This window comes from Nocardioides flavescens, assembly GCF_009823805.1.
In the GTDB taxonomy this organism is placed as follows: domain Bacteria; phylum Actinomycetota; class Actinomycetes; order Propionibacteriales; family Nocardioidaceae; genus Nocardioides; species Nocardioides flavescens.
This window is the reverse complement of the sequence record NZ_WUEK01000007.1, coordinates 122,698-145,495: the sequence shown is the minus strand read 5'-3', so window position 1 is coordinate 145,495 and position 22,798 is coordinate 122,698. Positions and strand designations below refer to the sequence as shown.

Sequence of the window (22,798 nt, the reverse complement as noted above, 5' to 3'; positions counted from 1 at the left end):
TCTCTCCCGTGCGCGGACGGCCCACCCTAATGGCAGTCCGAGCCGTCCCGTACCCGGATACCGAGGTGGTCAGACGAGGCTCGGGGCGAGGGTGGCCGCGCCGACCACGAGCCCGGCGAGGTTGGCGAGCAGGAGCAGCAGCGTCCACGCCAGCGCGGGCAGCGGGGTGAGGCGCGCGAGCTGGCCGGGGTCGGTGCGCGGACCGCGGCTCCGACCCCGCGCCAGCAGCTCGAGCAGCGGCCGGGGAGCGGCGAGCAGCAGGACCCAGGTGAGCAGGTACGCCACGACGGACTGCACCTGCGGGTCGGCGTACGTCGTCAGGAGCACGACGGCTCCGGCGCCGAGGAGCAGCACGAGGAAGCCGTAGCCGTTGCGCACCCAGACGATGAGCGCCGCCATGAGCGCCATCAGGAGCCAGAGCAGCCCCATCGAGTGACCGGCCGCGAGCATCAGCGCGGCGAGCAGCCCGAGCGCGGCGGGCGCGAGGTAGCCCGCAGCCAGCATCGCGACCATCCCGGGGCCGCGCGGCTTGCCGCTCGAGACGGTCAGCCCCGAGGTGTCGGAGTGCAGGTGGACCGAGCGCAGCCGACGACCGACGAGCACCGCCACGATCGCGTGACCGGCCTCGTGCACGACCGTCACGCCCAGGCGCACCCGCGGCCAGGTCGCCGGTGCCCACACCAGCAGCAGGGCCACGACGCCGGTCGCGGCCACCAGGGAGAGGTCGGGGACCGGCTGGGTCGCGGTGGCCCGCGCCCAGACCGTCGACCACAGCTCCGCGAGCCGGTCCATCAGCCGCCGGAGGCCAGACGGTAGGCCCGGACCTCGCCGTACGACGCGAACCCGGCACGGGCGAGGACCGGCGCCGAGGTCTCGACACGGCCCTTCACCAGGGCGAGGGCGCGACCCGCCTCGGCGCCGGTGCGCAGGCGGTGGCCGAGCAGCGCGCGGTAGACACCGGTGTGCCGCGCCTCGGGTGCCACGGCCGCTCCCCACAGCCGGGCGGAGACGCTCGTGAGCGTCAGCCCGGCCACCCCGACGACCGCGCCGTCGCGGCGGGCGACCACGTGGCCCGACCAGTCGTCGGACGCCAGCGTCTCGTCGTCGCGGGCCGTGCCGCCGAACGCCGCCACCGAGATCGCCTCGGCGGCCCGGCGCTCGGCCAGCGAGACGGCCGGGCCGACCTCGACGTCGATCGGTGGGTCGAGCGCGGGCAGCGGGTCGAGGGGCGTGGCGAGGACGGTGAGCGTCTCGGTGAGCTCGGCGCCCCGGGCCACCAGCGCCTCTTCGAGCGGACCACCGGAGATCTCGGAGAAGTCGACGTGCGGTCGGCGCAGGAGGCGGGCGCCGGCCAGCACCGCGTCGACGTCGTCGAAGCCGGGCGCCCAGCGGGTCGCGACCGTCGGGGTGGCGAAGTGCTCGGGGTAGGCGACGAGGAGGAAGCCGGGCCGCTCGAGGACCCGCGCGTCCTCGGGCACCCAGATCCACTGGGTCGCCTCGCGGTGGACGAGTGCCGGATCCAGCTCGGGGTCGAGCGGCGTCACAGCGCCTCGTTCATCGACCCCGAGCGGAAGCCTCGCGGGTCGATCTGCACGGCGTCGAACCCCTCGGCGGCGACCGCGCGCTCGACGTCGGCGGCCAGCGACGGATCCAGCGGCAGCCGGTCACGGCCGATCTCGACCGAGGCGCGCTCGCCGAGGTCGCGCACGCGCAGGTCGAGGTGGCGGTCGTCGCCGAGCAGGCGGCGTACGACGGTCTCGGCCCGCTCCACGCGCGCGAGCCGGTGCGGCGTGACCTCGATGCCGTAGGCCACGCGCGAGGACAGGCACGCGGCGGCCGGCTTGTCCCAGGTCGGGAGCCCCCAGCGCCGCGACGCCTCGCGCACCTGGGCCTTGGTGAGCCCGGCGTCGCGCAACGGGGCGACCGCGCCGCGCTCGTGGGCGGCGCGGATGCCGGGGCGGAAGCCCGCGACCGCGTCGTCGGCGTTGGTGCCGGTCGCGACCACCGCGAGCCCGTGGCGCGCCGCGAGCGGGGTCAGCACGTCGATCAGCTCGGCCTTGCAGAAGAAGCAGCGGTCACCGGCGTTGGCGCGGTAGCCCTCGCGCTCCATCTCGTGGGTCGCAGGGGTGAGCACCTCGACGCCGAGCCGCTCGGCGAAGGCCCGGGCGGGATCGCGCTCGACCGCGGGCAGGGAGTCGGAGTAGCCGGTCGCGGCCACGACCCGTTCGGGCCCGAGCGCACGCACCGCGGCGGCGAGCAGCAGCGCACTGTCGGCGCCGCCGCTGTAGGCCACCATGACGCTGCCGCGCGCGGTCAGGTCGCGCTCGAGCGCGGCGAGCCGGGTGGTGAGCAGGTGCTCGTCGAGCCAGGCCGGGAACTCCGCCAGCGACTCCAGCACGACGTCGGTGCCGGCCGCCTCGAGCTCGGCGCGGGTGCACCCGCCGGTCAGCACGCTGACGCTCAGCACCCCGGCGGCGCGGGCGCCCTCGACGTCGTGGACGTGGTCGCCGACGTAGACCGAGCACCCCTCGCGACGCAGCGCCTCGGCCTTGCCGACGCCCCACACCCAGCCTTCGAGGTGGTCGACCTCGAGGTCGAGGTGGTCGAGGTGGCGGCGGGCGTTGGCGGGGAACTTGCCGGTCACGACGACGACCCGCCCGCGGTGGCGGCGTACGGCGGACAGTGCGTCGCGGGCGCCCGGCAGCGCGGGCACCGAGTCGATCGCGAGGTCGGGGTAGAGCTCGCGGAACCGGTCACCCGCCGGCCCCACGGCCTCGGGCGCGAGGTGCGGCTCGAGCAGCTGCTCCAGCGGCGGCCCGAGGCGCCGGGTCATCTCCTCGACCGGGAAGTCGACACCGAGCTCGGCGCCGAGCGCCTCGAGTGTCGCCCGGAACCCCGGCACCGTGTCGATGAGGGTCATGTCGAGGTCGAAGCCGATCGCGAGCTGACCGACCTCCGTGCTGACCACCCGCCCAGGGTAGGTCCGGTGGGCGGTGAGCCCTCAACCCAGCCCGAGCCGCTCGGCGCTCTCGGCGCGCATCTCCACCTTGCGGACCTTGCCGGTCACGGTCATCGGGAACCCGTCGACGACGAGCACGTAGCGCGGGATCTTGTGGTGGCTGAGCCGCCCGGCGCAGAACTCCCGCACCGCCGCGGCGTCGAGCGGCTCGGCGCCCTCGCGCAGCTGGATCCAGGCGCACAGCTCCTCGCCGTAGCGCTCGTCGGGCACGCCGACGACCTGGACGTCCACGACGTCGGGGTGGGTGTGCAGGAACTCCTCGACCTCGCGCGGGTAGACGTTCTCACCGCCGCGGATGACCATGTCCTTGATCCGGCCGACGATCGTGCAGTAGCCGTCCTCGCGCATCACGGCGAGGTCGCCGGTGTGCATCCAGCCGTCGTCGTCGACCGCCTCGCGGGTCTTCTCCTCCTCGGCCCAGTAGCCGAGCATCACCGAGTAGCCGCGGGTGCAGAACTCCCCCGCCGTGCCGCGCGGGACGGTCTCGCCGGTGACCGGGTCGACGACCTTGATCTCCAGGTGCGGACCGACCCGGCCGATGGTCGCCGTACGCCGCTCGAGGTCGTCGTCGGAGCGGGTCTGGCAGCTGACCGGGCTGGTCTCGGTCATGCCGTAGGCGATGGCGACCTCGGGCATGTGCATGTCGTCGATGCAGCGCTGCATGGTCTCGACCGGGCAGGTCGACCCGGCCATGATCCCGGTGCGCAGCGAGCTGAGGTCGTGCTCGGCGAAGCCCGGGTGGTGCTGCACGGCGATGAACATCGTCGGTACGCCGTACACCGCGGTGCAGCGCTCCTGCGCGATCGCCCGCAGCGTCGCCTCCGGTTCGAAGCCGGGTGCCGGGATCACCATGGTGGCGCCGTGGGTGGTGCAGCCGAGGTTGGCCATCACCATCCCGAAGCAGTGGTAGAAGGGCACCGGGATGCACAGCCGGTCCTCGTGGGTGAACCCGATCAGCTCGGTGGTGAAGAAGCCGTTGTTGAGGATGTTGCGGTGGCTGAGCGTGGCGCCCTTGGGGAAGCCCGTCGTGCCGGAGGTGTACTGGATGTTGACCGGGTCGTCGGGCGAGAGCGTCGCCATCCGCTCGGCGACGGCGTCCGCCGGCACCGCCTCGCCGGCCGCGACCAGCGCGGTCCAGTCGTCGGTGCCGATGAAGACGACCCGCTCGAGCGTCGGGCAGTCCGGGCGGCTCTGCTCGACCATCGCGCGGTAGTCGCTGGTCTTGAAGTCGGTCGCCGCCACGAGCAGCCGCAGCCCGGACTGGTTCACGGCGTAGGAGAACTCGTGGGTGCGGTAGGCCGGGTTGAGGTTGACCAGCACCACGCCGAGCTTGGCGGTGGCGTACTGCACCAGCGTCCACTCGGCGCAGTTGGGCGCCCAGATGCCGACCCGGTCACCGGCCGCGAGCCCCGCGGCGAGCAGCCCTCGGGCCAGCGCGTCGACGTCGCGGTCGAGCTCCGACCACGTCCAGCGCCGCCCCGTCGCGCACTCGACGAGCGCCTCGCCGTCGGGGTGGGCGGCGACCGTCGCCTCGAGGTCCTGCCCGATGGTGCCGTCCCGCAGGGCCGGCTCGGTCTCGCCGCGCGCGTACGAGCGACTCGTCTCCTCGACCATCTCAGCAACGTACGCCGGGTTGCCGGGCAGTGGGTAGGGTCACTGCGTGACGAGGACGGAAGCCGACTCGAGCGAGGCTGAGCGCAAGCCGAGGCCCTTCAAGGCGCTGCGCGAGACCGTGCTCCTGCTGGTCTTCGCGATCGCGCTGGCGCTCGTCGTCAAGACGTTCTTCGTCCAGTCCTTCTACATCCCCTCGGAGTCGATGGAGCCGGGCCTCATCGTCAACGACCGGATCCTGGTCGAGAAGCCGTCGTACTGGGGCAGCGGCGGGCCGCAGCGCGGCGACGTCATCGTCTTCGACGACCCCGGGAACTGGCTGAACGGCCTCGAGGCCGAGCAGCCGATGTCGTTCCTGGCCCGGGCGCTGGCCAAGATCGGCCTCTACCCGACCGGCGGTCACCTCGTGAAGCGCGTCATCGGCGTCGCCGGCGACACCATCGTGTGCTGCGACGCCCAGGGCCGGCTCTCCATCAACGGCCAGCCCGTCGACGAGGACGCCTTCATCGAGCCGCAACGCGGTCGCGACGCCTGCGACGGCCCCATGCCGAGCGGCGCGCAGCACTGCAACTGGACCGTCGGGCCGGTGCCGTCGGGCTCGCTGTTCGTCATGGGCGACAACCGCGACGACTCGGCCGACTCCTCCGCCCGCCTGTGCCGCCCGGACGCCGAGGGCTGTGACGAGAACAAGCCGTACGTGCCGATCTCCGACGTGGTCGGCAAGGTCTTCGCCCTGGCCTGGCCGCTCGGTCGCGCCGAGCTCGTCGGGCGTCCCGACGCGTTCGACGACGTGCCCGACGCGAGCTGAGCTCCGCGGGCCTGCGTGGTCTCGAGACGGTCCTGGCGGACCTCCTCGACCGCCGTCGACGGTGGTCGAGGAAGGACGAAGTCCTGTCTCGGAACCACCTGAGCGACGGGGCGCTCAGCCGAGCTTGGCCACCGTCATCTCACGGTCGCCGAACCGCACCCGGTCGCCGTCGCGCAGGGTGGCCGGCTGGGCGCCGGCCAGGCGCTTGGTCACGCCGTCGCGGATGAGCAGCGAGCCGTTGGTCGACCCGCGGTCCATCACGACCAGCGCTCCGTCAGGCACGACCTGGAACTGCGCATGGGTCTTGGACAGGCTCATGTCGTCCGACGCCAGGGTCACCAGCCGCTTCACGGGCTCGCCCTGACGCGACTCGGGGCGGCGGCCGACCAGGGTCAGCCCGGCGACCTCGAAGGTCTCGCCGGTGTCGAACGACACCTGCCAGCGAGCCCGGGCTCGCCTCGGAGCCGCGGGCGGGGCGGCGGGGGCGGCGGGACCGGCGGCGGAGGGGGCGGCGATGCGGCGACCGGCCGGCGGCTCGGCGCCGGCCGGCGGTGCGTCACCCACCAGCGGCCAGCCGAGGCCCTGGCGCGGCGTTGGCGAGGTCGGCGGCTTGGCCGGGGTGGCGGGTGAGAGGACGGGCTCGGGCTCGCCCGGGCGCGTCGGCGCGCCGCGGCGGGTGGGGATGCGCTGGGGCGGGGTCGGGGACGCCGGGACGAGCCGCAGGGCGGTGAGGTTGACGACCTGGCGCGGCGCCTCCTCCTCGACCTCCTCCTCCACGACCACGGGGCGCACGTCGACCACCACGGAGCCCGCGCGCTGGTCGTGCCAGCCCCGGCGCCACCCCGTCGGGTCGACCAGGGCCGTCCAGGCGAGCGCACCGGCGCCGAACCCGACGGTCGGCAGGGTCGCGACGCCGAGCACCGTCGTGCGCAGCAGCGCCCGCCCGACGCCGATCGGCCGACCGCCGTCCGCGGCGACGACGCGCAGCCCGAGCGCGGCCTTGCCGGGGGTGACCCCCCGCAGCCCGGTCCCGAGGGCGAAGAGCAGCGACACGAGCAGGACGGCGCCGACGATCGCGCCGACGCCCAGCCAGAGCCGGCCGGGCTCGATCAGCCACCGGTAGGAGGCCCACGCGGCGACGGCGTACAGCGTCCAGGCGATCAACCGGTCGACGACGAAGGCGTAGAAGCGGCGGTCGGGGCTCGCCACCAGGTCCTCGGGCTCCGGGGCGACCTCGTCGGGCTGCGCGTCGGTCTCGGTGTCGGTCACGGCACTGGTCGTCGGTCGGTGGTGCGGTCAGGGGCGGGTGACCTGGATGGTCACCCCGTCGCCGAGGTCGATGAGGGCACCGGGGATGAGCTGTACGGCGACACCGGGGGTGAGCTCCTCGGGGCCGAGGCCGGGCTGCACCAGGAGCGTGCCGTTGGTGGAGCCGAGGTCGGTCACGACGGCGCTTCCGTGGTCGGCACCCGAGCCGGGCCGCACCTCGACGTGGGTCGAGGAGACCTCGAGGTGGGGGCTGTGCACCGTCACCAGGCGGGGCTGCTCGCCCTCGGTGAACCGGCGCGCGGACGGCGCGCGGCCGATGACCACGGCGCGGTCGACGTCGACGGTCTCTCCGGTCGCCAGCACCAGCCGCGCCACCGGGACCGTGACGTCGGGCGCGGGCTCCTGACCGGGGATGCCCGGGCGGGCCTCCTCCGGCGGCTGCCAGGCGCCGGTCACGGTCTCACCGTCGTGGTCGACGTCGGTCGGCTCGGGCTGCTCGTCCGGGCCGGGTGCGCCGAAGCCGAAGAACGCCTCGGTCGGCGCCTCGGGGGCCGGCACGGGAGGGGACGCGGGCGGCGGCGGCACGGCGGCGAGCACCGGGGGCGGGGGCGGCGGACCGACGGGGCCAGGAGGCGCCGGGGTCCAGCTCGGGGGCTCCGGCGAGCGCGCGGGCGGCTCCGGCTCACCGGGGTCGGCACGCTCGAGCTCGGGCTCCGCCTCGGCCTCGTCCGCGGCGAGGACCCCGTCGGGCTCGGTGGCGATGCCCAGGGGATCGACCGCGGGGGCGGACGTGCCGATCTCGAGGCTGGCGACGCGCACCAGCCCGGTGTCCACGACGTACGACGGCCCGTCGGTGCCGGGGAGGTCGTCGGTGAGCGGGTCGTCACCACCGAGCTCCACGCGCACGCGGGTGGTGGCGGCGAAGGAACGCTCGACCCAGGTGGTGGCGCTGGCCCCGTCGAGGCTCAGGGTCTCGCCGCCCGCCTCGAGCTCGATGCGGGCCGCACCGCGCAGCACGACCTTGGTCTCCCCGCCGGTGAGCCGCTGCCCGCCGCTGACCAGGACGAAGCCCGGCAGCTCGCGCAGGCCGGTCGCGATGAGGGCGTCGAGCACGACGTCGAACTCCTCGTCGCCTCCGTCGACCAGCTCCCAGAGCGCGGCGACGCGTGCCTTCTCGGTCGCGGGGAGGAGGACGACGACGCGGCGGCCGATGACCGCGAACCAGGACCCGGGGCGGTAGGAGCGACGGTCGGAGCCCGGCTCGCCCGGTCGTTGCACGCTCACGCTCCCCCGTCTCCGCTCGTCCTCTGCTCGGGCTCCCATCCCACCACATCGACGACCACCGCGGTGGCGTTGTCGTCACCCCCGGCGGCCAGCGCCGCGGCCACCAGGGCGCCGGCGGCCTCCTGCGGATCGGGGTGCGCGCCGAGCACCTGAGCGATCCCCTCGTCGTCGACCAGGCCGCTGACGCCGTCGGAGCACAGCAGCAGCCGGTCGGCACCGGCGAGCGGCAGCACGAAGTAGTCGGCCTCCTCCAGCCGCGGGCCGCCGAGGGCCCGGGTGATCACGTGGCGGTCGGGGTGCTGCGCCGCGTCCTCCGGACGCAGCTGTCCGGCGTCGATCAGCTCCTGCACCACGCTGTGGTCGGAGCTGACCTGCTGCAGACGGCCCCGCGAGACGCGGTAGATGCGCGAGTCGCCGAGGTTGACGAGCAGCCAGGCCGGGGCGCCGGCGTCCTCCACGAGCAGGGCGGCGACCACCGTGGTGCCGGGCGTGCGCCCGAGCGGCACCGACGGGTCGACCGGGTGCGAGGTGATCCGGTCCTGGCAGACCCGGAGCACCTCGGCGACGGTGTCGGGGCCGCGGGTGGCGTCGTACCCGGTGGTCGCGAGGCGCCCGAACTCCTCGACCACGATCCGGCTGGCGACGCTGCCGTCGGCGTGCCCGCCCATGCCGTCGGCCACGACGAAGACGGGCGCGGCCACGAGGTAGGCGTCCTCGTTGACCTGTCGCACCCGACCGACGTCGGTGGCGGCGCCGTGGAGGAGCTCGACCTGTCGCATGGGCGCACCTTCGGGACTGGGCGGGGCTGGGCGGGGCTGGAGGGACCGGAGGGCCGGACGCCAGACTCTCACGGGGACGGTCCGTAGGATCGTGAGGATGGCCGAGGGGTTCCGCTCGCTCGCCGACCAGCTGCGCAGCTGGCCGGACGAACGCCTGTCCCTGCTGCTCACCGAGCGGCCCGACCTCGCCTCCCCCGCACCCCACGACTCCGGGCAGCTGGCCTCGCGGGCCGCGACCCGGGCGTCGCTGCAGCGGGCCCTCGACCAGCTCAGCCGGCTCGAGCTGACCGTGCTCGACGCGGTCGTCGTCTCCGGACACACCAGCCCCGAGGTGCTGACCACCCGTGTGAAGGCCGAACCGTCCGTCGTCGCGGCGGCCCTGGAGCGGCTGGTGTCGATGGCGCTGGTGTGGGAGTCGAGCGCCGGGCTGCGCCCGCTGACCGGTGTCGCGGAGGCGCTCGTCGGCGGCCCGGAGGCCGGGGTGAGCGGGCTGCGCCCGTGCTCGTCGCCCGAGCCCACCCGGCGCGAGGTCGAGGCGCGGCTCGCCGAGCTCTCCGCCCCCGCCCGCGCGATGCTCGACCACGTCGAGGCCCACGGCGGCGAGGCCACCACCGGGGGGCGTCACACCGTGCTGCCCGCCGACGCCGCCACCCCGGCCGAGGAGCTCCTCTCACGACGTCTCCTCACCCCGCGCGGCAGCGGCACGGTCGTCGTCCCCGGGGAGGTCGGGATCGCGCTGCGGGGCGGGCACACCACCCGCGAGCCGGCGGACGACGTCCCGGCGCTGGCGACGACCGAGCGCGGCGAGGACCGCGTCGACGGCGTCGCGGCCGGCACGGCGTTCGAGACGGTGCGCCGCCTCGAGCTGCTGCTCGACCACTGGGGCGCGCAGCCGCCCTCGGCTCTGCGCAGCGGCGGGCTCGGCGTGCGCGACCTGCGGGCGAGCGCCGCCTGGCTGCAGGTCGACGAGCCGACGCTGGCGCTCCTGGTCGAGACCGCCCAGGCGGCCGGACTGCTCTCCACCGCCGCCGACGAGGCGGGCGACCCGGCGTGGCTGCCCACCGACCTGCTCGACAGCTGGGTGCTGCGCAGCCCCGCGGAGCGGTGGGTCGGCCTCATCCGCGCGTGGCTCGGCTCCCCGCGGATGCCCGGCCTGGTCGGCGGGCGCGACCCGGCCGGCAAGGTCTGGAACGCCCTCTCCCCCGACCTCAGCGGTGTCCACATGGTCGAGACGCGGGCCATGACCCTGGCCGCGCTCGCCGGGCTCACACCCGGCGAGTGCCTCGCGAGCGGCACCGGCCTGCCGTCGGTCGTCACCCTGCTGCGGTGGCAACGACCCCGCCGACCGCGCACCCGGGCCGAGCAGGTCGCCTGGACCCTGACCGAGGCCGCGGCGCTCGGCGTCACCGGTCTCGACGGGCTGGCGTCGTACGCACGGCTGCTGCTCGACGGCGACGACGAGCGCGCGACGAAGGCCCTCGCCGCCCTGCTGCCCGAGCCGGTCGACCACGTGCTGCTCCAGGCCGACCTCACGGCCGTCGCACCCGGACCGCTCGAGTCGCAGCTGGCCCGGCGCCTGCAGGTCGTGGCCGAGGTCGAGTCGCGCGGCGCGGCCACGACGTACCGCTTCACCCCGGCCTCCGTGCGCCGCGCGCTCGACACGGGCTGGACCGCGGTGGAGCTGCACGACTTCCTCGGCGAGGTCTCGCGCACGCCGGTGCCGCAGCCGCTGAGCTACCTGGTGGACGACACCGCCCGCACGTTCGGCTCGGTGCGGGTCGGGGCGGCCGAGGCGTTCCTGCGCGCCGACGACGAGGCCGCGCTGACCGAGCTCCTCCACCACCCCAAGGCCGGCTCGCTCGGTCTGCGCCGGCTGGCCCCGACCGTGCTCATCTCGACGGTCCCGCTCGACGTGCTGCTGCCGCGGCTGCGCGAGCTGGGCGCCGCCCCCGTCGTCGAGGCCGCCGACGGCACCGTCCACGTCGTGCGCCCCGACCAGCGCCGGGCCCGGACCCCGCGCGAGCACCGGGGCCGCGCCGCCGAGACCCGGCGCGTACTCGCCACGGCGTCGGTCGTCACCGCGATCCGCTCCGGAGACCGCGCGGCGTCCTCCCGGCCCGCCGGCACCGGCGCGCTCTCGCCGTCGGGCTCGCTGGCCGCGCTGCGCGAGGCCGCCGAGACCGGCACCCCGGTCCTCATCGCCTACGTCGACAACCACGGCACCCGCACCGAGCGCATCGTCGACCCGGTCTCGGTCGAGGGCGGCGTGCTCACCGCCCACGACCACCGCAGCGACGACGTCCGCACCTTCGCCGTGCACCGGATCACGACCGTCGGGCCCGCAGGCGGGCCCGTAGGGGGCGGCCCCTGAGCCTGCGTGTGAGCAGGCGTGGGGTCGCGCGGAGCTGGCAAGGCGGAGGAGCCCGCCGTGGCGGAGTCACGGCGGGCGACGACAACGCCGTCCAGGTCCGATGCGACGCCGCGCGGGCGACCGCGGAGGCTCAGGGTCCGCGCCCTAGGCTCGTAGCGTGGACTTCAACCGGTACGCCGAGCGGTCGGCCGGGCTCCTCAACGCCGACCTGAGCGACGTCGACGCGCTGCGCGCGCTGCTCGCCGACCGGCCCTGGCTGCTCGAGCACTGCACCGACCGCGACTGCATGCTGCTGCGCCGGCTGCAGCGCGACCTGCGCCCGGTGTTCGAGGCCTCCGCCCGCGGCGACGACGCGGCGGTGGTCGAGGGGCTCAACGAGCTGATGGTGCGCCACCCCGTCACCCCGCGCATCTCCGGCCACGACGGTGACCTGCACATCCACGCCGCGTCCAAGACCCAGTCGGTCGCCGAGCTCCTCACCGGCGAGGCGCTGCTCGGGCTGGCCAACCTCGTCTGCGACCTCGGCCCCACCCGCCTCGGCGTGTGTGCCGAGGCCCGCTGCGACGACGTCTTCGTCGACACCTCGCCCAACGCCTCGCGCCGCTACTGCTCCGAGCGCTGCTCGTCGCGCGCCAACGTCGCGGCGTACCGCGCCCGGCGGCGGGCGGTCGCGTCCGCATGAGCACCCGACTGCTGAGCTGGTGCTGCGTCGTCGGCTGGGTGCTCGTCGCCTACCTGGTCGCCGCCGCGGTGATCCTCGACGGCGATGACTACGGCGACCGTTACGCCGTCCTCGTCGTCGGGTTCGGAGTGCTCGCCGGAGCGGTCGCGATCCCCTCCTCCGCCTTCGGGCTCGCCCTGCTGTCGCGGGTCAACCAGCAGATCCTCGCCGACCAGGCACGGGACCGGGCCGAGGCCGACGACCTGTCGCAGGGCTGAGCGTTCGTGGCCCTCCGTAGGCTGGGACGTTGATGAACGACGGACCCCTGATCGTCCAGTCCGACAAGACCCTGTTGTTGGAGGTGGACCACGAACGCGCGGCCGACTGCCGCAAGGCGATCGCACCGTTCGCCGAGCTCGAGCGCTCGCCGGAGCACGTCCACACCTACCGGCTGACGCCGCTCGGGCTGTGGAACGCCCGCGCCGCGGGACACGACGCCGAGCAGGTCGTCGACACGCTGCTCGACTACAGCCGCTACGCCGTGCCGCACTCGCTGCTGGTCGACGTGGCGGAGACGATGGCGCGCTACGGCCGGCTGCGGCTGGAGAAGCACCCCGTGCACGGGCTGGTGCTGGTCAGCACCGACCGCCCCGTGCTCGAGGAGGTGCTGCGCGCGAAGAAGATCAAGGGGATGCTCGGCGAGCGCATCGACGACGACACCGTCGCGGTGCACGGCTCCGAGCGCGGCAACCTCAAGCAGGCGCTGCTCAAGCTCGGCTGGCCGGCCGAGGACTTCGCGGGCTACGTCGACGGCGAGGCCCACGCGATCAGCCTCGACAACTCCGACTGGGAGCTGCGCTCCTACCAGCGTGAGGCCGCCGAGTCGTTCTGGCACGGCGGCTCCGGGGTGGTCGTGCTCCCCTGCGGCGCCGGCAAGACGCTGGTCGGCGCGGCCGCCATGGCCCACGCCCAGGCCACGACGCTCATCCTCGTCACCAACACCGTCTCCGCGCGGCAGTGGAAGGACGAGCTGGTGCGGCGCACGACGCTGACCGAGGACGAGATCGGCGAGTACTCCGGCTCGGTCAAGGAGATCCGCCCGGTCACCATCGCGACGTACCAGGTGCTGACGACGCGGCGCGGCGGCGTCTACAAGCACCTCGAGCTGCTCGACGCGCGCGACTGGGGCCTCATCGTCTACGACGAGGTCCACCTGCTGCCGGCGCCGATCTTCCGGATGACCGCCGACCTGCAGGCCCGGCGCCGCATCGGCCTCACCGCGACGCTCGTGCGCGAGGACGGCCGCGAGGGCGACGTGTTCTCGCTCATCGGGCCCAAGAGGTACGACGCCCCGTGGAAGGACATCGAGTCGCAGGGCTGGATCGCGCCCGCCGACTGCGTCGAGGTGCGGGTCACCCTGCCCACCGACGAGCGGCTCGTCTACGCCACCGCCGAGCCCGAGGAGCGCTACCGCCTCGCCTCGTGCACCCACCAGAAGCTGCAGGTGGTGCGCGACCTCGTCGCCGCGCACCCGGGCCAGCCGACCCTGGTGATCGGGCAGTACATCGAGCAGCTCGACGAGCTCGCCGCCGCCCTCGACGCACCCGTCATCAAGGGCGAGACCCCGGTCAAGGAGCGCCAGCGCCTCTTCGACGCCTTCCGCTCCGGCGAGATCGGGCTGCTCGTGGTCTCGAAGGTCGCGAACTTCTCCATCGACCTGCCCTCGGCCGAGGTCGCCATCCAGGTCTCCGGCTCCTTCGGCTCGCGCCAGGAGGAGGCCCAGCGCCTCGGGCGCCTGCTGCGGCCCAAGTCGGAGGGCAAGACCGCGCACTTCTACACCGTGGTCTCGCGCGACACCGTCGACGCGGAGTTCGCCCAGAACCGCCAGCGCTTCCTCGCCGAGCAGGGCTACGCCTACCGCATCGTCGACGCGGAGGACCTGCCCGCCTGAGGGTCCCCTGTGGATGACGACCGACGCCTGACGGGGAAGCGCGGCAGGCTCGGGTCGTGACCAGCGGAGGGGATGTGGGGCACGATGGCAGTCATGACCGCGACCGAGGTGGGACGGTTCACCGAGGCGGACTTCGAGGCGCTGCCCGATGACGGGCGGCGCTACGAGCTGCTCGACGGGGCGATCGTCGTGACGCCGTCGCCGGGCTTTCGCCACCAGGTGGCCATCGGCAGCCTGTTCCGGCTCCTGGCCGACGCCGCGCCCGCGCACCTCCACGCGTGCCTGTCACCGCTCGACACCTACCTCCCGACCGGTGACATCCTCGAGCCCGACGTGCTCGTCATCGACCCCCGCATCGTCGTCGACGACAAGGTGCGCGGGGTCCCCCTGCTGGCGGTCGAGGTGCTCTCCCCCAGCTCGCGCCGACGAGACGTCGGCGACAAGCTCACGGCCTACCGCGACGCCGGGGTGCCGTCGTACTGGGTCGTCGACCCGGTCGACCCGCGCCTGCGGGTCTGGGCCCTGCGCGACGGGGAGTACGTCGAGGTCGCCGACGTCCGCGGCACCGACGAGTTCACCGCCGACGCGCCGTACGCCGCGACCGTGCGCCCCGCCGACCTCGTCTGAGAGCACCCGGAAAAGCCGGGCACAACCCGTTTCCGCCCACCTAGCCTCGACGACCGCCGGCCGATCGGCCGGCGTCACCAGAGACAGGGAAGGACGATGGAGACCATCACCCCGAAGCTCCTCAGCTGGGCTTCGATCCTCGACGAGGGCGTACGCGAGCAGGCGGTGACGACGGCGAGCATGCCGTTCATCCACCCCCACCTCGCGCTGATGCCCGACGCGCACCTCGGGCTGGGGGCGACCGTCGGGTCGGTCATCCCGACCCTCGGCGCGATCATCCCCGCCGCCGTCGGCGTCGACATCGGCTGCGGCATGATCGCCGTCCGCACGCCGTACGACGTCACGCAGCTGCCGGCCGACCGGCGACCGCTGCGCGAGGCCATCGAGCGGGCCGTGCCGCTGTCGGCCGGCGCCGCCAACCGCGGGATCGAGCGCGAGCACACGCAACGGCGGCTCGACGAGCTGAGCCGCCTCGCCGAGGAGACGGGGTTCGACCCGGGCACCTACCACCGTCGCTGGGAGCTCCAGCTCGGCACGCTCGGGTCCGGGAACCACTTCATCGAGGTGACGGTCGACGAGCTGGGCCGGGTCTGGCTCTTCCTGCACTCGGGGTCGCGGGGCGTGGGCAACAAGATCGCCCAGGCCCACATCGCGGTGGCCCGCGGGCGGTGTGCCGGCGAGGAGCTGCCGCACCGCGACCTGGCCTACCTCGTCGAGGGGACGGCGGAGTTCGACGCCTACATCGGCCAGATGCGGTGGGCGCAGCACTACGCCCTGCTCAACCGCGAGGAGATGATGGACCGGGTCGAGGCGTGCTTCGCCGACTGGGTCGGCGCCGACGCGGGCGCGGTGGAGCGGCAGGAGGAGATCAACTGCCACCACAACTACACCGAGCCCGAGCACCACGGCGGGCGCGACGTGTGGCTGTCCCGCAAGGGCGCGATCAACGCCGAGGCCGGGCGGCCGGGGCTGATCCCGGGCTCGATGGGCACCGCTTCCTACGTCGTGACGGGCAGGGGCTCGACCGAGGCGCTGCGGTCGGCGCCGCACGGCGCCGGGCGGGCGTTCTCACGGACGAAGGCCCGCAAGACCTTCACCCGTGAGCAGCTGCGGGAGGCGATGGTCGGCATCGAGTACCGCGACACCGACGCGTTCATCGACGAGATCCCCGCGGCGTACAAGGAGATCGACCAGGTGATGGCGGACGCCGCCGACCTGGTCGAGATCCGCCACACGCTGCGTCAGATCGTCAACGTGAAGGGCGACTGACCCACCGCGGGTACCCGGGCGGGCACGATGGACTCCGTGAACGACTACGAGACCGTCGTGACCGTCCGGGGCCGGGCGGAGCACTTCCACCCGGCCGAGCGGGCCGTGGTGCACGTGCAGGTGGGGCTCGAGGGGCCCGAGCGCTCCGCCGTCGTCACCGCCACCACCGAGGGCACCGCGGCCCTGGTCGCCGGGGTCCGGGGGCTGCGGGAGGCCGGGCCGGTCACCTGGTTCGCCTCCGACCGGCTGCGGGTGTGGGCGGACCGGCCCTTCAACGACAAGGGGGAGCAGAAGCCGCTGGTGCACCACGCGAGCACCGCGACCCGGGTGAAGTTCCGGGTCGACCAGGGCGCGGACGACATGGCCCGGTGGGTCGAGGCCGCGTCGCGCCACCGGGGCGTGCGGGTCGACCGGATCGAGTGGCTGCTCACCGACGCCACCCGCGCAGGGCTCGTCGGCGAGGTCCGCACCCGAGCCGTCGCCGACGCCCGAGCCAAGGCGGCGACGTACGCCGGTGCGCTGGGGCTGAGCGACCTGCGGTGCACGGCGGTCGCCGACGAAGGGATGCTCGGCGACGAGTCCGGCAGCGCGCACCCCAGCCCGGCGATGGCCGCGTCGGCGCGGGCCGGCGGCGGTCACCAGGGTGGGCTGTCGTTCACCCCCGAGGACATCACTGTCAGCGCCGTCGTCGACGCCCGCTTCGTCGCGAGCTGAGGCTCACCCGTCGCGACGGTCCCGCAGGACCCGCTGGGCGGCGAGACGACCGGGCGATCCGATGACGCAGCCGCCGGGGTGGGTGCCGGAGCCGCACTGGTAGTAGCCGTCGAGCGGGGTGGCGTACTGCGACCAGCCCGGCGCTGGCCGGAAGAAGTACATCTGCGGCGCCAGGAACTCCCCGGCGAAGATGTTGCCCTCGCTGAGCCCGGTGCGGGCCTCGATGTCGACGGGCGTGACGACCTCGCGGTGCAGCACCAGCTCGCCGAACCCGGGGAAGTGCGACTCCAGCACCGCCTGGGCCCGGTCGCCGAACCGCTCGCGCTCGGCGTCCCAGGAGGAGGTGCGCAGCTCGTAGGGCGCGTACTGCACGAAGCACGACATGACGTGCTTGCCGGGCGGAGCCATGTCGGGGTCGACCACCGACTGCACGGCCGCGTCGATGTAGGGCTCGTCGGAGTACCAGCCGTACTTCGAGGCGTCGAAGGCGCGCTCGACGTACTCGATCGTCGGGCCGATGTTGAGGAAGCCGCCGAAGTGGTCGCGCGTGTCCGGCAGGCCGGGGAACGTCGGCAGGTCGTCGAGGGCGAAGTTGACCTTGGCCGAGACGCCTCGGAACTTCATCCGTCGGACGTTGTCGACGAGGTCGAGCGGCAGCTCGCGCGGGTCGCACAGCTCGAGGAACGTGCGTCGCGGGTCGAGGGCCGAGACGACGACCGGCGCGCGCAGCTCGGTGCCGTCGGCCAGGGCGACGCCGACGGCGCGACCGTCGTGGGTGATCAGGTCCGTGACGTCGGCCCCGAGCCGGATCTCCGCGCCGTACGCCGACGCCGCGCGGGCCAGCACCTGCGTGAACCCGCCGTTGCCGCCCTTGTGGAAGGCCCACGAGCCGAGGTGACCGTCGTGCTCGCCGAGCTTGTGGAAGAGCAGCACGAGCCCGGAACCGGGTGACATCGGGCCGACCTTGGAGCCGATGACCGACGACGAGGCGTGGTAGCCGGCGACCGCGGGGTGGGTGAAGTAGTCCTGGATCCAGTCGGCCGCGCTGCCGGTGAGCAGGCGCACCACGTCGTGGACGGTGGACCGGTCGAGGCCGCCGAGGTGCTCGAGCAGCCAGCGCACGTCGGCGGCGTCCTGCGGGCCGTCGCCCCACAGGTCCGGTGGCGGGTTGTCGAAGAGCGGGCGCACCGCCTGGCAGACCCGGTCGAGGTCGTGGTGGTAGCGCTCGTAGGCGTCGGCGTCCCGCGGCGAGTGGCGCCGGATCTCCTGGAGGTTCTGGGCGTGGTCGTCACCGAAGAGCAGGTGCCCGCCGTCGCCGGTCGGGTGGAACGACGAGGGCATCATCAGCGGCAGGAACCCGTGGCGCACCAGGTCGAGCTCGTGGATGATCTCGGGGCGCAGCAGGCTGAGCGCGTAGCTGAACGTCGTGAACGAGAAGCCGGGCAGCAGCTCCTCGGTGATCGCCGCGCCGCCGACGAGGTCGTTCTTCTCCAGCACGACGGTCCGCAGTCCCGCCTTGGCGAGGTACGCCGCGTGGGTGAGCCCGTTGTGGCCGCCGCCGACGACGATGGCGTCGTAGTGGGCGTCCGCGCCGGCTCCCGGGGTCGTGGTCACGACTTCTTCCTCTCGGGGTCGAAGAACGGCATCCGCGTCGTGGCGACGCGGACCGTGGTGGTGCGGTGGGCGATGGTCAGCTCGAGGCGCAGCTCGGTGCCGCGGGCGGCGAGGTCGGGGCGCACCCGGGCGATGCCGATGTGACGCTGCAGGACGGGTGAGTAGACGAAGCTCGTGCAGTAGCCGACCTCGCTCTCCCCGTCGCCCGAGCGGAGCATCGACTCGTAGGGCAGGGGGTGCTCGGACTTGGGCGGGAGGAGCCCGGCGTCGCGGTGCAGGCGGTCCCAGTCGGCCCAGTCCACGACGATCCCCGTCGTCGCCCAGCGGCTGGTGCGCCCGCTCAGCTCGCGCCGGATCGCCTCGGCGCCGACGAAGCGGCGCCCCTCGCGCACGCCGCCGAGCATCCAGCCGAAGCCGAGCTCGCTCGGCGTGACGCGGTCGGCGTCCGTGAACGCGAGGCGGCTGTCGTGCCACTCGACGTCGACCAGGGGCAGCCCGGCCTCGATGCGCAGCGTCATCAGCGCCTCCTCGCCGAAGGGCCGGATGCTGTGCGGGCGCCCGGCTTCGAGCACCGCGTCGAGCACGTCGAGGGCGGCCGCCTCGGGCACGACGAGCTCGTAGCCGAGGTCGCCGGTGTAGCCGGTGCGGCTCAGCGTCACCGGCGTGCCCGCGACGGTCGCCGACCGGTGCTCCGACCACGCCAGCCCCTCGACCGCTCCCGCGAGGCCGGCGACCTCGGCGAGGACGGTGCGGCTGCGCGGCCCCTGCACGGCCAGCATCGCGAACGCGTCGGTGACGTCCTCGAGCTCGACCTCGAGACCCGTCGCGAGCTCCTCGAACCAGCCCAGCGCCGGGCGGGCGGCGGTCAGCAGGAAGTCCTCGCCCGTGCGTCGCAGCAGGACGCCGTCCTGCATCACGCCGCCGCGGTCGTCGCACCACAGCGTGTACGCCGCCTGGCCGTCGCGCACCGTCCGCACGTCGCGCACGAGCGCGCCGGTGAGGAGCCGCTCGGCGTCCGGACCGCGGACGGCGTACTTGCACAGGGGGCTGCTGTCGAAGACGCCGACGCCGTTGCGGACGGCGAAGTACTCGTGTTTGGGGGCGTGGGAGTAGCGCAGCGCCGAGAGCGTGCCCTGCCAGTGGGTGTAGAGCCCCTGGTCGTTCAGCTCGCTGAGCCGCGGGTGGAACGGGGTCGTGCGCACGGCGTCAGCGTAGGGCCAGGCCGTGACCAGCAGCACTTGAAGAATTCTTCATCTGTTGCCACGCAGAACCCTTCATCCTGGATACCGTCGTCCTCGACAGGAGGGACCTGACCCGTGACCACCGAACGCCTCGTGACCGTCGTCGGCCTGAGCCTGGCCTTCGCGCTCCTCGTGCTGCTCGCCGCGATCGCCGGCGCCCGTGGCTGAGCGCCACACCTCGCCGACCAGGCTGCAGACCGCGGAGTGCCCGCGCTGCGCTCGCCCGGGCCTGTTCCGGGTGGTCGAGCGCGAGGGCCGCCGCCGCATGATCTGCTCGCAGTGCGACGTGGACCTGCCGGCCCGCGAGGGTCCGGTGACCCACTGGCGCGACCTCGTGGACGGCCCGCCCAGCAGTCCACGACCTGACGAGGGTTCGGTCGGGGGTCCGCGGCGCTTCTAGGCTGGGGCCGTGAAGGTGCTGCTGCTGGAGAACATCCACCCCGTCGCCGTCGAGACCCTCGAGGCCCGAGGCTTCGAGGTCGAGCTGCGGTCGAGCTCGCTCAGCGAGGACGAGCTGATCGCCAGCCTGCCCGGTGTGCACGTGCTGGGCATCCGCTCCAACACCACCGTCACGCAGCGCGTGCTCGACGCCGCGAGCGACCTGCTCGCCATCGGCTGCTTCTGCATCGGCACCAACCAGGTCGACCTCGCCGCCGCCGCCGAGCGCGGCGTGGCGGTCTTCAACGCGCCGTACTCCAACTCGCGCAGCGTCGTCGAGCTCGTCATCGGCGAGATCATCGCGCTGGCCCGCCGCCTGCCCGAGAAGATCCAGCGGATGCACGACGGCGTGTGGGACAAGTCCGCCAAGGGCAGCCACGAGATCCGCGGCCGCGTGCTCGGCATCGTGGGCTACGGCAACATCGGCACCCAGCTGTCCAACCTCGCCGAGGCGATGGGCATGCGGGTCGTCTTCTACGACACCTCCGACCGCCTCGCCCACGGCAACGCCCAGCGGGTGGGCAGCCTCGACGCGCTCCTCGAGGTCGCCGACGTCGTGAGCATCCACGTCGACGGCCGCCCCGGCAACGCCGGCCTCTTCGGCCGCGAGCAGTTCGCGAAGATGAAGCCGCGCTCGATGTTCATCAACGCCTCGCGCGGCATGGTCGTCGACGACGTCGCCCTGCGCGAGCACATCGAGTCCGGTCACATCGCCGGCGCCGCCCTCGACGTGTTCCCGGTCGAGCCGAAGGCGCAGGGCGACGAGTTCGTCTCGGTGCTCCGCGGTCTCGACAACGTCATCCTCACGCCCCACGTCGGCGGCTCGACGCAGGAGGCACAGGAGGAGATCGGCTGGTTCGTCGCCGGCAAGCTCGCCGGCTTCGTGCAGAGCGGCAGCACCGCCCTGTCGGTCAACCTGCCCGCCGTGCAGCCGCCGCCGCTCGCCGAGGGCGTGCGTCTCGCCTACCTCCACGTCAACGTCCCGGGCGTGCTCGCCGAGGTCAACAACTACCTCGCCGAGGCCGGCGCCAACGTCGTCGGGCAGTACCTCGCCACCCGCGGCGAGCAGGGCTACGTCGTCACCGACGCCACCGCCGCCGTCAGTGAGGCCGCCCTCGACAAGCTGTCCTCCTCGCCCCAGACCATCTGGCTGCGCACCTACGACGCCTGAGTTCAGCCTGCGCGAAGCGGGAGTGGTTTCGAGACGGGCCCAGCGGCCCTCCTCAACCACCGAACGCGAAGCCCTGGCGGCTTTCCTCAACCACCGAACGCGAAGCCCTGGCGGCTTTCATCGACCACCGAACGCGAAGCCCTAGCGGCCCTCCTCGACCACCGGCCACGGTGGTTGAGGAGGCCGGCTACGGCCGTCTCGAAACCACCACCGGCGTGCAGACACGGACGAGCCCGCCGCACCGGGGTGCGACGGGCTCGCCGGGTGGAGCGGGTGGTGCGTCAGCGCAGGTCGAACGGGAGCCGCAGAGGCGCCGCCACGCGGCCGCTGTCCTCGGTGGCCGTCGGGTCCGGCGGCTGGAGCCCCTGGCAGCGCAGGTCGGACTTGTTGCCGGCCTTGCGCTTGGGGAGCGTGCCCTTCTTGAGCAGGTTGGCGATCGAGTTGTCGATGCACTTCACGCCGTAGAACGACGCGGCGTGGGTGGTCCCGCCCTTGCCCTCGACGAGCACGGAGTTCGGGAAGATCGCCCGGACGGCGCGCGCACCCGAGATCGGGGTCGCGGCGTCGTAGGTCTCGCTCGTCAGCAGCACCGGACCCGTGAACGCACCCGTGATCGTGGTCGGGGTGCTGGACGCGGCGGGCCAGGTGCGGCAGCCGAGGTTGAACCAGGTGTTGTTCCAGGTGAGGTACTTCGCGTTCTGCGCGACCGCGTTGGCGTCACCGAGCCACTGCTCGAGCGTGGTCGGCCACGGCGCGTCGGTGCACTGGGTGGCGAGGTAGACCGCGAAGCCGTTGTCGGCCTGGTCGTCCTTGGGGTCGTAGCCGTAGTACTGGCCCAGCGGCTTGCCGTTGCCCTTCTTGACCAGCTTGGACCAGCCGGAGGCCACGTCGAGCCAGGTGACGTTGTAGTAGCCGGCCTGGACGATGACGTCGTTGAACTCGGCGGGGCCGAGGCGCTTCTTCCACGCGGGGCGCTTGGTCAGCTTGCGCTCAGTGCGGAAGTACTGCTTCTGCACCTTCTTCTTGGTGTTGCCGAGACCGTAGACGTCGTCGTACTTCGCGACCCAGGCGAAGAAGCGGTTGATCGTCTTGTCGAAGGCGTAGTCCTGGTCGAAGTTGGCCTGGTACCACACCCGGTTGGGGTCGACGACGCCGTCGAGGATCATCTGCTTGAGCGAGGTCGGGTAGAGCGTGGCGTAGACCTGGCCGATGTAGGTGCCGTAGGAGAACCCGAACCAGGTGACCTGGGACTGGCCGATCGCGAGGCGCAGCGACTCGAAGTCCTGGACGTTGTCGGTGGTCTTCATGTGCGGCAGCAGCGCCTTGGCGGGCGAGTTGGCGCACGCGGTGACGTAGTTCTGGACCTTGTTCACCCAGTAGTCGAGGATCGACTGCGAGGTCGGCGTGTAGGGCTTGCGGTTCCAGCCGGCGAACGACGGGTCGCAGCTCAGGGCCGGCTCGGAGTCGCCGACGCCGCGCGGGTCGACGCCGTACCAGTCGTAGTTGAGACCGGCCTTCTTCGGCACGAGGGGCGCGTAGCGCGAGAGCTGGAGGCCGGCGCCGCCGGGGCCGCCCGGGTTGGTGAAGAGCGCGCCGCGGTAGGGCTTCTTGGTCGCCAGCACCCGGGACACGGCGAGCTTGATCGTGCCGGCCGAGGGGTTGGCGTAGTCGAGCGGGACGGTGAGCATCGTGCACTGGGCCTTGGCCTGGCGCAGCCGCTCGTCGTCGCACTTGCCCCACGCCAGCGGCGGCGGGGTGGGTACGGCGGGCAGCGCGGCGGGGGCCGCCTGCGCCGCGGGGGCGAGCGCCGGCGCGGCCGCGGGGGCCGCCTCAGCGCTCAGGGTCAGCGGGGCGACCGCCAGCCCGGCTGCGAGCAGCCCGGCGAGGCCACCCACGAGGGTTCTCCTGATCATGCGTTCTCCTGGGGACGAGGAAGTGGAGCCTTCGCACCATATTCCTGAGGACCGACTG

The 22,798-nt window shown here is 73.5% G+C and carries 20 protein-coding genes; 10 read left to right on the top strand and 10 right to left on the bottom strand.

What is annotated here, in order from left to right; genetic code table 11:
• Positions 1 to 69: 69 nt before the first annotated feature.
• From GRQ65_RS12840 to GRQ65_RS12825, 4 genes are read right to left on the bottom strand one after another with little or no spacing between them, the layout of a single operon-like run.
• Positions 70 to 792 (bottom strand): M50 family metallopeptidase, encoded by a 723-nt coding sequence (locus tag GRQ65_RS12840; RefSeq protein WP_160878373.1) that lies wholly within the window; start codon positions 790 to 792, stop codon positions 70 to 72.
• A complete protein-coding gene (locus tag GRQ65_RS12835; protein ID WP_160878372.1) occupies positions 792 to 1,544 on the bottom strand; it encodes a GNAT family N-acetyltransferase in 753 nt (250 codons plus the stop codon). Before GRQ65_RS12835 ends, GRQ65_RS12840 begins: the two co-directional genes overlap by 1 nt.
• Positions 1,541 to 2,968, bottom strand: a complete 1,428-nt coding sequence (larE, locus tag GRQ65_RS24045; protein ID WP_337191694.1) for an ATP-dependent sacrificial sulfur transferase LarE — start codon at positions 2,966 to 2,968, stop codon at positions 1,541 to 1,543. The genes GRQ65_RS12835 and larE overlap by 4 nt, the downstream gene beginning before the upstream one ends.
• Before the next feature lie 33 nt (positions 2,969 to 3,001).
• Positions 3,002 to 4,633 (bottom strand): AMP-binding protein, encoded by a 1,632-nt coding sequence (locus tag GRQ65_RS12825; protein ID WP_160878371.1) that lies wholly within the window; start codon positions 4,631 to 4,633, stop codon positions 3,002 to 3,004.
• 46 nt (positions 4,634 to 4,679) lie between these two features.
• On the opposite strand from GRQ65_RS12825, the gene lepB reads away from it, so the two are divergent.
• Positions 4,680 to 5,438, top strand: coding sequence for a signal peptidase I (gene lepB / locus GRQ65_RS12820; RefSeq protein ID WP_160878370.1), 759 nt, complete (start codon positions 4,680 to 4,682; stop codon positions 5,436 to 5,438).
• 114 nt (positions 5,439 to 5,552) lie between these two features.
• Here the strand turns inward: lepB and GRQ65_RS23445 are convergent, their stop codons facing one another.
• Genes GRQ65_RS23445 through GRQ65_RS12810 form a run of 3 tightly spaced genes read right to left on the bottom strand, consistent with a single transcriptional unit; the run spans position 5,553 to position 8,770 of the window.
• Positions 5,553 to 6,707, bottom strand: a complete 1,155-nt coding sequence (locus GRQ65_RS23445) for an RDD family protein (protein WP_160878369.1) — start codon at positions 6,705 to 6,707, stop codon at positions 5,553 to 5,555.
• A gap of 27 nt (positions 6,708 to 6,734) precedes the next feature.
• Positions 6,735 to 7,991 carry an FHA domain-containing protein gene (locus tag GRQ65_RS22165; protein ID WP_202388032.1) on the bottom strand — a complete coding sequence of 419 codons (1,257 nt, stop codon included), beginning with the start codon at positions 7,989 to 7,991 and terminating at the stop codon, positions 6,735 to 6,737.
• The gene (locus GRQ65_RS12810) at positions 7,988 to 8,770 is read right to left on the bottom strand and encodes a PP2C family protein-serine/threonine phosphatase (protein WP_160878368.1); all 783 of its coding nucleotides are present in this window, start codon (positions 8,768 to 8,770) and stop codon (positions 7,988 to 7,990) included. The genes GRQ65_RS22165 and GRQ65_RS12810 overlap by 4 nt, the downstream gene beginning before the upstream one ends.
• Before the next feature lie 97 nt (positions 8,771 to 8,867).
• Between GRQ65_RS12810 and GRQ65_RS12805 the strand changes: the two genes are divergently transcribed.
• From GRQ65_RS12805 to GRQ65_RS12775, 7 genes are all read left to right on the top strand, one after another.
• On the top strand, positions 8,868 to 11,141 hold the full coding sequence (locus GRQ65_RS12805) for a helicase-associated domain-containing protein (RefSeq protein WP_160878367.1): 2,274 nt from the start codon (positions 8,868 to 8,870) through the stop codon (positions 11,139 to 11,141).
• Between the two features lie 157 nt (positions 11,142 to 11,298).
• Positions 11,299 to 11,823, top strand: a complete 525-nt coding sequence (locus GRQ65_RS12800; protein ID WP_160878366.1) for a CGNR zinc finger domain-containing protein — start codon at positions 11,299 to 11,301, stop codon at positions 11,821 to 11,823.
• Complete coding sequence (locus GRQ65_RS12795) at positions 11,820 to 12,080, top strand: hypothetical protein (RefSeq protein ID WP_160878365.1); 261 nt, start codon at positions 11,820 to 11,822, stop codon at positions 12,078 to 12,080. The genes GRQ65_RS12800 and GRQ65_RS12795 overlap by 4 nt, the downstream gene beginning before the upstream one ends.
• Before the next feature lie 32 nt (positions 12,081 to 12,112).
• Positions 12,113 to 13,753: a DNA repair helicase XPB gene (locus GRQ65_RS12790; protein WP_160878364.1), complete on the top strand. Its 1,641-nt coding sequence runs from the start codon at positions 12,113 to 12,115 to the stop codon at positions 13,751 to 13,753.
• 93 nt (positions 13,754 to 13,846) lie between these two features.
• On the top strand, positions 13,847 to 14,380 hold the full coding sequence (locus GRQ65_RS12785; RefSeq protein WP_160878363.1) for a Uma2 family endonuclease: 534 nt from the start codon (positions 13,847 to 13,849) through the stop codon (positions 14,378 to 14,380).
• A gap of 96 nt (positions 14,381 to 14,476) precedes the next feature.
• Positions 14,477 to 15,649, top strand: a complete 1,173-nt coding sequence (locus GRQ65_RS12780; RefSeq protein WP_160878362.1) for an RtcB family protein — start codon at positions 14,477 to 14,479, stop codon at positions 15,647 to 15,649.
• A gap of 36 nt (positions 15,650 to 15,685) precedes the next feature.
• On the top strand, positions 15,686 to 16,363 hold the full coding sequence (locus GRQ65_RS12775) for an SIMPL domain-containing protein (protein ID WP_202388031.1): 678 nt from the start codon (positions 15,686 to 15,688) through the stop codon (positions 16,361 to 16,363).
• Between the two features lie 3 nt (positions 16,364 to 16,366).
• On the opposite strand, the gene GRQ65_RS12770 is transcribed toward GRQ65_RS12775, so the two are convergent.
• Both GRQ65_RS12770 and GRQ65_RS12765 read right to left on the bottom strand, forming a co-directional pair.
• Positions 16,367 to 17,977, bottom strand: coding sequence for an FAD-dependent oxidoreductase (locus GRQ65_RS12770; RefSeq protein ID WP_160878360.1), 1,611 nt, complete (start codon positions 17,975 to 17,977; stop codon positions 16,367 to 16,369).
• On the bottom strand, positions 17,974 to 19,179 hold the full coding sequence (locus GRQ65_RS12765; protein WP_160878359.1) for a glycine cleavage T C-terminal barrel domain-containing protein: 1,206 nt from the start codon (positions 19,177 to 19,179) through the stop codon (positions 17,974 to 17,976). Before GRQ65_RS12765 ends, GRQ65_RS12770 begins: the two co-directional genes overlap by 4 nt.
• A 199-nt stretch (positions 19,180 to 19,378) precedes the next feature.
• Between GRQ65_RS12765 and GRQ65_RS12760 the strand changes: the two genes are divergently transcribed.
• Positions 19,379 to 19,618 carry a hypothetical protein gene (locus tag GRQ65_RS12760; RefSeq protein WP_160878358.1) on the top strand — a complete coding sequence of 80 codons (240 nt, stop codon included), beginning with the start codon at positions 19,379 to 19,381 and terminating at the stop codon, positions 19,616 to 19,618.
• Positions 19,619 to 19,627: 9 nt separating this feature from the next.
• Complete coding sequence (serA, locus tag GRQ65_RS12755; RefSeq protein WP_160878357.1) at positions 19,628 to 20,827, top strand: phosphoglycerate dehydrogenase; 1,200 nt, start codon at positions 19,628 to 19,630, stop codon at positions 20,825 to 20,827.
• 281 nt (positions 20,828 to 21,108) lie between these two features.
• On the opposite strand, the gene GRQ65_RS12750 is transcribed toward serA, so the two are convergent.
• Positions 21,109 to 22,740, bottom strand: a complete 1,632-nt coding sequence (locus tag GRQ65_RS12750) for an alpha/beta fold hydrolase (protein ID WP_160878356.1) — start codon at positions 22,738 to 22,740, stop codon at positions 21,109 to 21,111.
• Between the last annotated feature and the right edge of the window lie 58 nt (positions 22,741 to 22,798).

What these genes read in the sequence shown, in the direction of transcription:
- GRQ65_RS12840 (WP_160878373.1), bottom strand. Translation starts at nt 792, where the DNA reads ATGGACCGGCTCGCGGAGCTGTGGTCGACGGTCTGGGCGCGGGCCACC.
- GRQ65_RS12825 (WP_160878371.1), bottom strand. Translation starts at nt 4,633, where the DNA reads ATGGTCGAGGAGACGAGTCGCTCGTACGCGCGCGGCGAGACCGAGCCG.
- GRQ65_RS12810 (WP_160878368.1), bottom strand. Translation starts at nt 8,770, where the DNA reads ATGCGACAGGTCGAGCTCCTCCACGGCGCCGCCACCGACGTCGGTCGG.
- GRQ65_RS12805 (WP_160878367.1), top strand. Translation starts at nt 8,868, where the DNA reads ATGGCCGAGGGGTTCCGCTCGCTCGCCGACCAGCTGCGCAGCTGGCCG.
- GRQ65_RS12795 (WP_160878365.1), top strand. Translation starts at nt 11,820, where the DNA reads ATGAGCACCCGACTGCTGAGCTGGTGCTGCGTCGTCGGCTGGGTGCTC.
- GRQ65_RS12790 (WP_160878364.1), top strand. Translation starts at nt 12,113, where the DNA reads ATGAACGACGGACCCCTGATCGTCCAGTCCGACAAGACCCTGTTGTTG.
- GRQ65_RS12785 (WP_160878363.1), top strand. Translation starts at nt 13,847, where the DNA reads ATGACCGCGACCGAGGTGGGACGGTTCACCGAGGCGGACTTCGAGGCG.
- GRQ65_RS12780 (WP_160878362.1), top strand. Translation starts at nt 14,477, where the DNA reads ATGGAGACCATCACCCCGAAGCTCCTCAGCTGGGCTTCGATCCTCGAC.
- GRQ65_RS12750 (WP_160878356.1), bottom strand. Translation starts at nt 22,740, where the DNA reads ATGATCAGGAGAACCCTCGTGGGTGGCCTCGCCGGGCTGCTCGCAGCC.